The sequence below is a fragment of the Streptomyces sp. NPDC003284 genome (genome assembly GCF_053589675.1).
The window spans coordinates 56,455-69,914 of record NZ_JBSFSI010000008.1; the positions used below are offsets into that span (position 1 = coordinate 56,455).

General features: G+C 68.0%; 7 protein-coding genes. 6 read left to right on the plus strand and 1 reads right to left on the minus strand.

Going from position 1 to position 13,460, the window contains the following annotated elements:
- Positions 1-29 precede the first annotated feature (29 nt).
- Both rpoB and ACWDYF_RS18605 read left to right on the plus strand, forming a co-directional pair.
- Positions 30-3,515: a DNA-directed RNA polymerase subunit beta gene (gene rpoB / locus ACWDYF_RS18600; RefSeq protein WP_018564786.1), complete on the plus strand. Its 3,486-nt coding sequence runs from the start codon at positions 30-32 to the stop codon at positions 3,513-3,515.
- A gap of 102 nt (positions 3,516-3,617) precedes the next feature.
- A complete protein-coding gene (locus tag ACWDYF_RS18605) occupies positions 3,618-7,517 on the plus strand; it encodes a DNA-directed RNA polymerase subunit beta' (protein ID WP_018564787.1) in 3,900 nt (1,299 codons plus the stop codon).
- A gap of 84 nt (positions 7,518-7,601) precedes the next feature.
- Here the strand turns inward: ACWDYF_RS18605 and ACWDYF_RS18610 are convergent, their stop codons facing one another.
- The gene (locus tag ACWDYF_RS18610; RefSeq protein ID WP_389468935.1) at positions 7,602-8,921 is read right to left on the minus strand and encodes a glycosyltransferase family 39 protein; all 1,320 of its coding nucleotides are present in this window, start codon (positions 8,919-8,921) and stop codon (positions 7,602-7,604) included.
- A gap of 137 nt (positions 8,922-9,058) precedes the next feature.
- On the opposite strand from ACWDYF_RS18610, the gene ACWDYF_RS18615 reads away from it, so the two are divergent.
- From ACWDYF_RS18615 to fusA, 4 genes are all read left to right on the plus strand, one after another.
- Positions 9,059-10,102, plus strand: a complete 1,044-nt coding sequence (locus tag ACWDYF_RS18615; RefSeq protein WP_389468938.1) for a glycosyltransferase family 2 protein — start codon at positions 9,059-9,061, stop codon at positions 10,100-10,102.
- A gap of 345 nt (positions 10,103-10,447) precedes the next feature.
- Positions 10,448-10,819 carry a 30S ribosomal protein S12 gene (rpsL, locus tag ACWDYF_RS18620; RefSeq protein WP_003948652.1) on the plus strand — a complete coding sequence of 124 codons (372 nt, stop codon included), beginning with the start codon at positions 10,448-10,450 and terminating at the stop codon, positions 10,817-10,819.
- Between the two features lie 2 nt (positions 10,820-10,821).
- Positions 10,822-11,292: a 30S ribosomal protein S7 gene (rpsG, locus tag ACWDYF_RS18625; protein ID WP_003992340.1), complete on the plus strand. Its 471-nt coding sequence runs from the start codon at positions 10,822-10,824 to the stop codon at positions 11,290-11,292.
- A gap of 39 nt (positions 11,293-11,331) precedes the next feature.
- The gene (fusA, locus tag ACWDYF_RS18630; RefSeq protein WP_381736733.1) at positions 11,332-13,458 is read left to right on the plus strand and encodes an elongation factor G; all 2,127 of its coding nucleotides are present in this window, start codon (positions 11,332-11,334) and stop codon (positions 13,456-13,458) included.
- The last annotated feature ends 2 nt before the right edge of the window (positions 13,459-13,460 follow it).

Below are 13,460 nucleotides of genomic sequence, written 5' to 3' on the forward strand. Positions count from 1 at the left end.
TGAGTCCGAGCCCTCGGAAGGACCCCCTCTTGGCCGCCTCGCGCAATGCCTCGACCGCGAATACGAACAACGCTGCCAGCACCGCCCCGCTGCGCATCTCCTTTGCAAAGATCAAGGAGCCCCTCGAGGTTCCGAACCTTCTCGCGCTGCAAACCGAGAGCTTCGACTGGCTGCTCGGCAACGACGCGTGGAAGGCTCGCGTCGAGGCGGCTCTGGAATCCGGTCAGGACGTCCCCACCAAGTCCGGCCTCGAGGAGATCTTCGAGGAGATCTCCCCGATCGAGGACTTCTCCGGGTCGATGTCGCTGACGTTCCGCGACCACCGCTTCGAGCCGCCGAAGAACAGCATCGACGAGTGCAAGGAGCGCGACTTCACGTACGCCGCCCCGCTCTTCGTCACGGCCGAGTTCACCAACAACGAGACCGGCGAGATCAAGTCCCAGACCGTCTTCATGGGCGACTTCCCGCTCATGACGAACAAGGGCACCTTCGTCATCAACGGCACCGAGCGTGTCGTCGTCTCCCAGCTGGTCCGCTCGCCCGGTGTCTACTTCGACTCGAGCATCGACAAGACGTCCGACAAGGACATCTTCTCCGCCAAGATCATCCCGTCCCGGGGTGCCTGGCTGGAGATGGAGATCGACAAGCGCGACATGGTCGGTGTCCGCATCGACCGCAAGCGCAAGCAGTCGGTCACCGTGCTGCTGAAGGCGCTCGGCTGGACCAACGAGCAGATCCTCGAGGAGTTCGGCGAGTACGAGTCGATGCGCGCCACCCTGGAGAAGGACCACACCCAGGGCCAGGACGACGCGCTGCTCGACATCTACCGCAAGCTGCGTCCGGGCGAGCCCCCCACGCGCGAGGCCGCGCAGACGCTGCTGGAGAACCTGTACTTCAACCCCAAGCGCTACGACCTCGCCAAGGTCGGCCGCTACAAGGTCAACAAGAAGCTGGGCGCGGACGCGCCGCTGGACGCCGGCATCCTGACCGTCGAGGACATCCTCTCGACGATCAAGTACCTGGTGAAGCTGCACGCCGGTGAGACCGAGACCGCCGGGGACAACGGCGGCACGATCGTCGTCGAGACCGACGACATCGACCACTTCGGCAACCGCCGCCTGCGCAGCGTCGGCGAGCTGATCCAGAACCAGGTCCGTACGGGTCTCGCCCGTATGGAGCGCGTCGTGCGCGAGCGCATGACCACCCAGGACGTCGAGGCGATCACGCCGCAGACCCTGATCAACATCCGGCCGGTCGTCGCCTCCATCAAGGAGTTCTTCGGCACCAGCCAGCTGTCGCAGTTCATGGACCAGAACAACCCGCTGTCGGGTCTCACCCACAAGCGCCGTCTGTCGGCGCTGGGCCCCGGTGGTCTCTCCCGTGAGCGGGCCGGCTTCGAGGTCCGTGACGTGCACCCCTCGCACTACGGCCGCATGTGCCCGATCGAGACGCCCGAAGGCCCGAACATCGGTCTGATCGGCTCGCTCGCCTCCTACGGCCGGGTCAACGCGTTCGGTTTCGTCGAGACCCCGTACCGCAAGGTCGTCGACGGCCAGGTCACCGACGAGGTCGACTACCTGACCGCCGACGAGGAGGACCGCTTCGTCATCGCGCAGGCCAACGCCGGCCTCAACGACGACATGCGCTTCTCCGAGAACCGCGTCCTGGTCCGCCGCCGCGGCGGTGAGGTCGACTACGTCGCCGGTGACGACGTCGACTACATGGACGTCTCGCCGCGCCAGATGGTGTCGGTCGCGACCGCCATGATCCCGTTCCTTGAGCACGACGACGCCAACCGTGCCCTCATGGGCGCGAACATGATGCGCCAGGCCGTGCCGCTCATCAAGAGCGAGGCCCCGCTCGTCGGCACCGGCATGGAGTACCGCTCCGCCGTCGACGCCGGTGACGTCGTCAAGGCCGAGAAGGCCGGTGTGGTGCAGGAGGTCTCCGCCGACTACATCACCACCGCCAACGACGACGGCACGTACATCACGTACCGCCTGCACAAGTTCTCCCGCTCCAACCAGGGCACCTCGGTCAACCAGAAGGTCATCGTCAACGAGGGCGACCGGATCATCGAGGGCCAGGTCCTCGCCGACGGTCCGGCCACCGAGAACGGCGAGATGGCGCTCGGCAAGAACCTGCTGGTCGCGTTCATGCCGTGGGAGGGCCACAACTACGAGGACGCGATCATCCTGTCGCAGCGCCTCGTGCAGGACGACGTCCTCTCCTCGATCCACATCGAGGAGCACGAGGTCGACGCCCGTGACACCAAGCTCGGCCCCGAGGAGATCACCCGGGACATCCCGAACGTCTCCGAGGAGGTCCTCGCCGACCTCGACGAGCGCGGCATCATCCGCATCGGTGCCGAGGTCGTCGCCGGTGACATCCTGGTCGGCAAGGTCACGCCCAAGGGCGAGACCGAGCTGACCCCGGAGGAGCGGCTGCTGCGCGCGATCTTCGGCGAGAAGGCCCGTGAGGTCCGCGACACCTCGCTGAAGGTGCCGCACGGCGAGATCGGCAAGGTCATCGGTGTCCGCCTCTTCGACCGCGAGGAGGGCGACGAGCTGCCGCCGGGCGTGAACCAGCTGGTCCGCGTCTACGTCGCGCAGAAGCGCAAGATCACCGACGGTGACAAGCTCGCCGGCCGCCACGGCAACAAGGGCGTCATCTCCAAGATCAACCCGATCGAGGACATGCCGTTCCTGGAGGACGGCACCCCGGTCGACATCATCCTCAACCCGCTGGGTGTCCCGTCCCGCATGAACCCGGGACAGGTCCTGGAGATCCACCTCGGCTGGCTCGCCAGCCGCGGCTGGGACGTCTCCGGCCTGGCGGAGGAGTGGGCGCAGCGCCTCCAGGCGATCGGCGCCGACCAGGTCGACCCCGGCACCAACGTCGCGACCCCGGTCTTCGACGGTGCCCGGGAGGACGAGCTGGCGGGTCTGCTCCAGCACACCATCCCGAACCGGGACGGCGAGCGCATGGTGCTCCCGACCGGCAAGGCGCGGCTGTTCGACGGCCGCAGCGGTGAGCCGTTCCCGGACCCGATCTCGGTCGGCTACATGTACATCCTGAAGCTGCACCACCTGGTCGACGACAAGCTGCACGCCCGTTCGACCGGCCCGTACTCCATGATCACCCAGCAGCCGCTGGGTGGTAAGGCCCAGTTCGGTGGCCAGCGGTTCGGCGAGATGGAGGTGTGGGCCCTTGAGGCGTACGGCGCCGCCTACGCCCTCCAGGAGCTGCTGACCATCAAGTCCGACGACGTCACCGGCCGCGTGAAGGTCTACGAGGCCATCGTCAAGGGCGAGAACATCCCTGAGCCCGGCATCCCCGAGTCCTTCAAGGTGCTCATCAAGGAGATGCAGTCGCTCTGCCTGAACGTGGAGGTGCTGTCCAGCGACGGTATGTCCATCGAGATGCGTGACACCGACGAGGATGTCTTCCGCGCCGCGGAGGAGCTCGGCATCGACCTGTCCCGGCGCGAGCCGAGCAGCGTCGAAGAGGTCTGACGGGAGTCCGGTAGGGGCCTCACCGCCGTGTGAGGCCCCCGCCGACCCCCAGGCCCCCGTTTCAGACCACAGACTTACGACCCTGAGAGGGATTGACGCATAGTGCTCGACGTCAACTTCTTCGACGAGCTCCGGATCGGCCTGGCCACCGCTGACGACATCCGTCAGTGGAGCCACGGCGAGGTCAAGAAGCCCGAGACCATCAACTACCGCACCCTCAAGCCGGAAAAGGACGGGCTCTTCTGCGAGAAGATCTTCGGCCCCACCCGGGACTGGGAGTGCTACTGCGGCAAGTACAAGCGCGTCCGCTTCAAGGGCATCATCTGCGAGCGCTGTGGCGTCGAGGTCACGCGTGCCAAGGTGCGCCGTGAGCGGATGGGCCACATCGAGCTGGCCGCCCCCGTCACCCACATCTGGTACTTCAAGGGCGTCCCGTCGCGGCTGGGCTACCTGCTCGACCTCGCCCCGAAGGACCTGGAGAAGGTCATCTACTTCGCGGCGTACATGATCACGTACGTCGACGAGGAGCGCCGCACCCGCGACCTGCCCTCGCTGGAGGCGCACGTCTCCGTCGAGCGCCAGCAGATCGAGAACCGCCGCGACGCCGACCTGGAGGCCCGCGCCAAGAAGCTCGAGACCGACCTGGCCGAGCTGGAGGCCGAGGGCGCCAAGGCCGATGTGCGCCGCAAGGTGCGCGAGGGCGCCGAGCGTGAGATGAAGCAGCTGCGCGACCGCGCGCAGCGCGAGATCGACCGCCTCGACGAGGTCTGGACCCGGTTCAAGAACCTCAAGGTCCAGGACCTGGAGGGCGACGAGCTGCTCTACCGCGAGCTGCGCGACCGCTTCGGCACCTACTTCGACGGCTCGATGGGTGCCGCGGCGCTGCAGAAGCGCCTGGAGTCCTTCGACCTCGACGAGGAGGCCGAGAAGCTCCGCGAGATCATCCGCACCGGCAAGGGCCAGAAGAAGACCCGTGCGCTCAAGCGCCTCAAGGTCGTCTCCGCGTTCCTCCAGACCAGCAACAGCCCCAAGGGCATGGTGCTGGACTGCGTGCCGGTCATCCCGCCGGACCTGCGTCCGATGGTGCAGCTGGACGGTGGCCGCTTCGCGACCTCCGACCTGAACGACCTGTACCGCCGTGTCATCAACCGCAACAACCGCCTGAAGCGGCTTCTCGACCTCGGCGCGCCCGAGATCATCGTGAACAACGAGAAGCGCATGCTCCAGGAGGCCGTCGACGCGCTCTTCGACAACGGCCGCCGCGGCCGCCCGGTCACGGGCCCCGGCAACCGTCCGCTGAAGTCGCTGTCCGACATGCTCAAGGGCAAGCAGGGCCGCTTCCGTCAGAACCTGCTCGGCAAGCGTGTGGACTACTCCGCGCGTTCCGTCATCGTCGTCGGCCCGCAGCTCAAGCTGCACCAGTGCGGTCTGCCCAAGGCGATGGCGCTGGAGCTGTTCAAGCCGTTCGTGATGAAGCGCCTGGTGGACCTGAACCACGCGCAGAACATCAAGTCCGCCAAGCGCATGGTGGAGCGCGGCCGCACCGTCGTGTACGACGTCCTCGAAGAGGTCATCGCCGAGCACCCGGTGCTGCTGAACCGTGCTCCCACCCTGCACCGCCTCGGCATCCAGGCCTTCGAGCCGCAGCTGGTCGAGGGCAAGGCCATCCAGATCCACCCGCTCGTGTGCACCGCGTTCAACGCGGACTTCGACGGTGACCAGATGGCCGTGCACCTGCCGCTGTCCGCGGAGGCGCAGGCCGAGGCCCGCATCCTGATGCTGTCCTCGAACAACATCCTCAAGCCGGCCGACGGCCGTCCGGTGACGATGCCGACCCAGGACATGGTCCTCGGTCTGTTCTTCCTCACCACCGACGGCGAGATGCGGAACGTGAAGGGCGAGGACCGCTCCTTCGCGTCCGTGGCCGAGGCGATCATGGCGTTCGACGCCGGTGAGCTCTCGCTCCAGTCGCGCGTGGACATCCGCTTCCCGGTGGGCACCATCCCGCCGCGCGGCTGGACCCCGCCGGCCCGCGAGGAGGGCGAACCGGAGTGGCAGCAGGGTGACAGCTTCCGGCTGAGGACCACCCTGGGCCGCGCGCTCTTCAACGAGCTGCTGCCCGAGGACTACCCGTTCGTCGACTACGAGGTCGGCAAGAAGCAGCTCTCGGAGATCGTCAACGACCTCGCCGAGCGCTACCCGAAGGTCATCGTGGCGGCGACGCTCGACAACCTGAAGGCGTCCGGCTTCTTCTGGGCCACCCGCTCCGGTGTCACCGTCGCCATCTCCGACGTCGTCGTCCCCGACGCGAAGAAGGAGATCGTCGCCGGGTACGAGGCCAAGGACGAGAAGGTCCAGAAGCAGTACGAGCGCGGTCTGATCACCAAGGAAGAGCGCACGCAGGAGCTCATCCAGATCTGGACCCAGGCGACCAACGAGGTCGCCGAGGCGATGAACGAGAACTTCCCGAAGACCAACCCGATCTTCATGATGGTGAACTCGGGTGCACGAGGCAACATGATGCAGATGCGTCAGATCGCTGGTATGCGTGGTCTGGTGTCGAACGCGAAGAACGAGACGATCCCGCGTCCGATCAAGGCGTCGTTCCGTGAGGGCCTGTCCGTGCTGGAGTACTTCATCTCCACGCACGGTGCCCGTAAGGGTCTGGCGGACACCGCCCTGCGTACCGCCGACTCGGGTTACCTCACCCGTCGTCTGGTGGACGTCTCGCAGGACGTCATCATCCGCGAGGAGGACTGCGGCACCGATCGCGGCCTCAAGCTGCACATCGCCTCCCGCGACGCGGACGGCGTGCTGCGCAAGGCGGAGGACGTCGAGACGTCCGTGTACGCGCGCTGCCTCGCCGAGGACATCGTCGTCGACGGCAAGGTGCTGGCCCCGGCCGGTACCGACCTCGGTGACGTGCTCATCGACGAGCTGGTCAAGCACGGCGTCGAGGAGGTCAAGACCCGCTCGGTCCTGACCTGCGAGTCCGCCGTCGGCACCTGCGCCATGTGCTACGGCCGTTCGCTGGCCACCGGCAAGCTGGTCGACATCGGTGAGGCGGTCGGCATCATCGCCGCCCAGTCCATCGGTGAGCCCGGTACCCAGCTGACGATGCGTACCTTCCACACCGGTGGTGTGGCCGGTGACGACATCACCCAGGGTCTGCCCCGTGTCGTCGAGCTCTTCGAGGCCCGTACGCCGAAGGGTGTCGCCCCGATCTCCGAGGCCCAGGGCCGCGTGCGGATCGAGGAGACCGAGAAGACCAAGAAGATCGTCGTCACCCCGGACGACGGCAGCGACGAGACGGCGTACCCGATCTCGAAGCGCGCCCGTCTGCTGGTCGGCGAGGGCGACCACGTCGAGGTGGGCCAGAAGCTCACCGTGGGTGCCACCAACCCGCACGACGTGCTGCGCATCCTGGGTCAGCGTGCCGTCCAGGTCCACCTGGTCGGCGAGGTCCAGAAGGTCTACAACTCGCAGGGTGTGTCGATCCACGACAAGCACATCGAGATCATCATCCGGCAGATGCTCCGCCGGGTGACGATCATCGAGTCCGGCGACGCCGAGCTGCTGCCCGGCGAGCTGGTCGAGCGCTCGAAGTTCGAGCAGGAGAACCGTCGTGTGGTCCAGGAGGGCGGACACCCGGCCTCCGGCCGTCCGCAGCTGATGGGTATCACCAAGGCCTCGCTGGCGACGGAGTCCTGGCTGTCGGCCGCCTCCTTCCAGGAGACGACCCGAGTGCTGACGGACGCGGCGATCAACGCCAAGTCCGACAGCCTCATCGGCCTCAAGGAGAACGTCATCATCGGTAAGCTCATCCCGGCCGGTACGGGTCTGTCCCGCTACCGCAACATCCGGGTGGAGCCGACCGAGGAGGCCAAGGCCGCGATGTACTCGGCCGTCGGCTACGACGACATCGACTACTCGCCGTTCGGCACCGGCTCCGGCCAGGCCGTTCCGCTGGAGGACTACGACTACGGTCCGTACAACCAGTAAGCGAGCAGCAGCATGAAGGGCGGTCACCCCGGTGGGGTGGCCGCCCTTCGGCGTTCCCGGCGTCCGCCGGGGGGGGGAGCCGCTCTACGGGACGCCCAGCTCGAAGAGGACGTAGTGGGCGTACCAGCCGGAGGCCAGGGCCGCCGTGGCGAAGAAGACCGCGAGGCTGCCGTTCCTCAGCCGGCCCAGCGCGGCGGCCGGGGCGAGCAGCAGCGGGAAGGCGGGCAGCAGATAGCGCATGGTGTTGCCGAACATCTGCTGGGTGCCCAGCACGGTGACGATCGTGGCCAGGGTGTAGGCGACGAGCACCAGCGGGGGCCGCTTGCGCAGCATCAGGGCGATCAGGAACGGCAGGGCCAGCACCAGCTGGAGCGAGAGCACGTCGGGGACGTCGAAGGCGAAGACGTAGTCGTGGCGGCCGACGGCCAGGTTCTTCAGGACCCGCAGGGTGTAGGCGCCGTAGTCGAAGTAGTGGGCCCAGCCCTCGCGCTGGAGGGTGAAGTAGGCGGTGGGCTCGCCGGTGGCGTACCCGACCCAGGCCACATAGCCGAGCAGGCCGAGCGGGGCGACGAGGATCGCGTACAGGGGGCCGCCCACGCCGTGCTCGCGCCGGCTGTCGCGGCGCGCCAGCGTCACCAGCGCGGCCAGGCCGACCGCGCCGATCAGCACCGCGGAGGTGGGCCGGTTCAGCCCGGCCACGCAGGCGAGCAGTCCGGCCGTGATCCAGCGCCTGGTCATCACGGCGTAGCAGCACCAGGCGGCGAGCGCGACGAACACGGACTCGGAGTAGACCGCCCACTCCACGCCCGCGCCCGGCGCCACCGCCCACAGCCCGGCCGCGACGGTGCCCGCGCGGACCCCGGCCAGCGTCTTGACCACGGCGTAGATCCCGGCGGCGGCGACGAACGACGACACGACCGAGACCAGGATCGCCGCGCCGTACGGGCCGAGCCCGGTCACGGCGGACACCATCCGTATCAGCGCCGGGTACAGCGGGAAGAAGGCGACCGAGTTCTGCTGGACGGTGAAGAGGCCGTCGCCGCCGAGCCGCTCCAGCTTGGGGTCGTAGCCGTGCTGGGCGACCTGGAGGTACCACCAGCCGTCCCAGGTGGACAGGACGTCCCACCAGTGGGCGCCGCCGCCGAAGCGGGGCTCCTTCTTGTGGTAGTCCCCGGCGTGCTCCAGCAGCCAGGCGAAGACGGCGAGGCCGGTGAGCTTGGCCACGCCGTACAGGAGGAGCGGGGGCAGGTAGGGGCGGGCGGCGGCGCGCAGCGCGTCCGGGTCGAACCACCCGGGCCCGGACGCGCGCCCGGACTCCCGCGGCGGCCGCGCGGGCGGTTCCTGGGCGTCCTGCGCGGCATCCGCCGGGGTGCCGGTCACCGCGTTGTCCGAACCCGTACTCATGCCCGTGTGCTTCCCCTCGGTCCCCCGGTCCCGGCCGCGTCCGCCCGGCGTGGTCGCGCGGGGCCGGGGGCCTGTGAACCGACTGTCATAAGATCGCACCACGGTCGCACATCGGCGCGGGCCGAGGGGAGGCCCGGGTGGCACAAGAGGTGGACGGCACGCACGGGACGACCGTGCTGTCGGTCGTCATACCCATGTACAACGAGGAAGAGGCGCTGCCCGCGCTGGTCAACCGGCTGCGCCCGGTCCTGGACGGCCTCGGCGACGGCTACGAGGTCGTCGCCGTCGACGACGGCAGCCGCGACCGCACCGCCGCGCTCCTCGCCGCCTTCCGGCTCGGCTGGCCCGAGCTGCGGGTGATCGGCCTGCGCCGCAACTCCGGGCACCAGGCCGCGCTCACCGCGGGGCTCGACCGGGCGGCGGGCGCGTACGTGGTGAGCCTGGACGCCGACTGCCAGGACCCGCCCGAGAAGATCCCCGAGATGCTCGCGCTCGCCCGCGAGCAGGGGCTCGACGTCGTCTACGGCGTCCGGGCCGACCGCAGCAGCGACAGCGCCTTCAAGCGCTGGACCGCGGGCGGCTACTACCGGCTGCTGCGGCGCCTGGCGGGTCCTTCGGTGCCCGCGCACGCCGGGGACTTCCGGCTGCTCAGCCGGGCCGCCGTGGACGCCCTGAAGGCCCTGCCCGACCAGCAGCGGGTCTACCGGCTGCTGGTGCCGTGGCTGGGCTTCCCCAGCGGGCAGGTGAGCTACGAGCGCGAGCTGCGCTCGGCCGGCCGGACCAAGTATCCGCTCGGGCGGATGATCCTGCTCGCCGCCGACAGCATCACCGGCTTCTCGGCGGCACCGCTGCGGCTGGCCACCTGGCTGGGCGGGGGAGCGTTCGTCGTCTGCCTGGGGCTGCTGGTGTACACCCTCACCGGGTACGCGCTGGGGCACACCGTGCCCGGCTGGACCTCGCTGCTCACCGCGGTGGTCTTCATCGGGGCGGTGCAGCTGGTGTGCGTGGGGCTGCTCGGCGAGTACGTCGCCCGGATCTACACCGCGGTGCAGAACCGGCCCTCGTACTACGTGGGGCACGACACGGCGGACGGCGCGGCGGACGGCCCGGGGGACAGCACGGGGGAGCGGCCCCCTGCTCCCCGCTCGGTTCCCCGCTCGCGCACCCGTGCGGAGCCGTGAACGCGCGACCGCGCACGCGCAGCCACGCACGCGCGGCCGTGAACACCACGCGACCGGGCGCTGGCGCGAAGTGGAACAAAGTGGTAGAGAACCGGCGGGAGCGCCGGTCACACGCATTTGTTTTGACCGCAGCGAATGCGATAGGTACGCTCAGACCTTGTGCCTGGGGTGTGCCCTGGCTCTCGTGCGTGCCTACAACCGCCAGGGAGCCGTCACAAGGCCACCGCGATCCGCGCTTCCTTCTGCCTCGCGGCGGAAGTCCGCGCGATCCGACACACCCGACCGCGTGGGTCGGCGATGTTCCAGGTTAGCTGTACCCATCGGCACACAGAAACCGGAGAAGTAGTGCCTACGATCCAGCAGCTGGTCCGGAAGGGCCGGCAGGACAAGGTCGAGAAGAACAAGACGCCGGCACTCGAGGGTTCGCCCCAGCGCCGCGGCGTCTGCACGCGTGTGTTCACGACCACCCCGAAGAAGCCGAACTCGGCCCTGCGTAAGGTCGCGCGTGTGCGTCTGACCAGTGGCATCGAGGTCACCGCTTACATTCCGGGTGAGGGACACAACCTGCAGGAGCACTCCATCGTGCTCGTGCGCGGCGGCCGTGTGAAGGACCTGCCGGGTGTTCGCTACAAGATCATCCGCGGCTCGCTCGACACCCAGGGTGTCAAGAACCGCAAGCAGGCCCGCAGCCGTTACGGCGCCAAGAAGGAGAAGTAAGAATGCCTCGTAAGGGCCCCGCCCCGAAGCGCCCGGTCATCATCGACCCGGTCTACGGTTCTCCTCTGGTCACGTCGCTGATCAACAAGGTGCTGCTGAACGGCAAGCGCTCCACCGCCGAGCGCATCGTCTACGGCGCCATGGAGGGTCTGCGTGAGAAGACGGGCAACGACCCGATCATCACGCTGAAGCGCGCGCTGGAGAACATCAAGCCGACCCTCGAGGTCAAGTCCCGCCGTGTCGGTGGTGCGACGTACCAGGTTCCGATCGAGGTCAAGCCCGGTCGCGCCAACACGCTCGCGCTGCGCTGGCTGGTCGGTTACTCCCGCGCCCGTCGCGAGAAGACCATGACCGAGCGTCTGCTCAACGAGCTTCTCGACGCTTCGAACGGCCTCGGTGCGGCCGTCAAGAAGCGCGAGGACACGCACAAGATGGCCGAGTCCAACAAGGCCTTCGCGCACTACCGCTGGTAGTCGCTACCCACATCGAGACCGAGAGAAGACTGAAGCCTTATGGCTACCACTTCACTTGACCTGGCCAAGGTCCGCAACATCGGGATCATGGCCCACATCGACGCGGGCAAGACGACCACCACCGAGCGGATCCTGTTCTACACCGGCGTGTCGTACAAGATCGGTGAGGTCCACGACGGCGCCGCCACCATGGACTGGATGGAGCAGGAGCAGGAGCGTGGCATCACGATCACGTCTGCTGCGACCACCTGTCACTGGCCGCTCGACGACAACGACTACACCATCAACATCATCGACACCCCCGGGCACGTCGACTTCACCGTAGAGGTGGAGCGCTCCCTGCGCGTGCTCGACGGTGCCGTGACGGTGTTCGACGGTGTCGCCGGTGTCGAGCCGCAGTCCGAGACGGTGTGGCGTCAGGCCGACCGCTACGGCGTGCCGCGCATCTGCTTCGTCAACAAGCTGGACCGCACCGGCGCCGAGTTCCACCGCTGCGTCGACATGATCAGCGACCGCCTGGGTGCGCAGCCGCTGGTCATGCAGCTGCCGATCGGTGCCGAGGCCGACTTCAAGGGCGTCGTGGACCTGGTCCGCATGAAGGCGCTCGTGTGGTCCGCCGAGGCGGCCAAGGGCGAGATGTACGACATCGTCGACATCCCGGACACCCACACCGAGGCTGCCGAGGAGTGGCGCGGCAAGCTGGTCGAGGCCGTCGCGGAGAACGACGAAGAGCTGATGGAGCTGTACCTGGAGGGCACCGAGCCCACCGAGGACCAGCTGTACGCGGCCATCCGCCGCATCACCATCGCCTCCGGCAAGTCCAGCGAGACCACGGTCACCCCCGTGTTCTGCGGCACCGCGTTCAAGAACAAGGGCGTCCAGCCCCTGCTCGACGCGGTCGTGCGCTACCTGCCGACCCCCCTGGACGTCGAGGCCATCGAGGGCCACGACGTCAAGGACCCCGAGGTCGTCGTCAAGCGCAAGCCGTCCGAGGACGAGCCGCTGTCGGCCCTCGCGTTCAAGATCATGAGCGACCCGCACCTGGGCAAGCTCACCTTCGTCCGGGTGTACTCCGGCCGCCTGGAGTCCGGCACCGCCGTGCTGAACTCCGTCAAGGGCCGCAAGGAGCGCATCGGCAAGATCTACCGCATGCACGCCAACAAGCGTGAGGAGATCGACGCGGTGGGCGCCGGCGACATCGTCGCCGTCATGGGCCTGAAGCAGACCACCACCGGTGAGACGCTCGCGGACGAGAAGAACCCGGTGATCCTGGAGTCCATGGACTTCCCGGCGCCGGTCATCGAGGTCGCGATCGAGCCCAAGTCCAAGGGTGACCAGGAGAAGCTGGGTGTCGCCATCCAGCGGCTCGCGGAGGAGGACCCCTCCTTCCAGGTCAGCACCAACGAGGAGACCGGCCAGACCGTCATCGGCGGTATGGGCGAGCTGCACCTCGAGGTGCTCGTCGACCGGATGAAGCGCGAGTTCAAGGTCGAGGCCAACGTCGGCAAGCCGCAGGTCGCCTACCGCGAGACGATCCGCAAGGCCGTCGAGCGCGTGGACTACACCCACAAGAAGCAGACCGGTGGTACCGGTCAGTTCGCCAAGGTGCAGATCGCGATCGAGCCGATCGACAGCGGTGACACGGCGTACGAGTTCGTGAACAAGGTCACCGGTGGCCGCATCCCGAAGGAGTACATCCCTTCGGTCGACGCCGGTGCGCAGGAGGCCATGCAGTTCGGCATCCTGGCCGGCTACGAGATGACGGGCGTCCGCGTCACGCTTCTCGACGGCGGCTACCACGAGGTCGACTCCTCCGAGCTCGCCTTCAAGATCGCCGGTTCGCAGGCCTTCAAGGAGGCCGCGCGCAAGGCCAGCCCCGTGCTGCTCGAGCCGATGATGGCCGTCGAGGTCACCACGCCCGAGGACTACATGGGTGAGGTCATCGGCGACATCAACTCCCGCCGTGGCCAGATCCAGGCCATGGAGGAGCGGGCGGGTGCCCGCGTCGTGAAGGGTCTCGTGCCCCTCTCGGAGATGTTCGGCTACGTCGGAGACCTCCGCAGCAAGACGTCGGGTCGCGCAAGCTACTCGATGCAGTTCGACTCCTACGCCGAGGTTCCGCGGAACGTCGCCGAGGAGATCATCGCGAAGGCCAAGGGCGAGTAACT

Bases quoted from the DNA above. Each gene is read 5' to 3' on its own strand.
- ACWDYF_RS18610 (WP_389468935.1), bottom strand. From the start codon at position 8,921: ATGAGTACGGGTTCGGACAACGCGGTGACCGGCACCCCGGCGGATGCC.
- rpsG (WP_003992340.1), top strand. From the start codon at position 10,822: ATGCCTCGTAAGGGCCCCGCCCCGAAGCGCCCGGTCATCATCGACCCG.
- fusA (WP_381736733.1), top strand. From the start codon at position 11,332: ATGGCTACCACTTCACTTGACCTGGCCAAGGTCCGCAACATCGGGATC.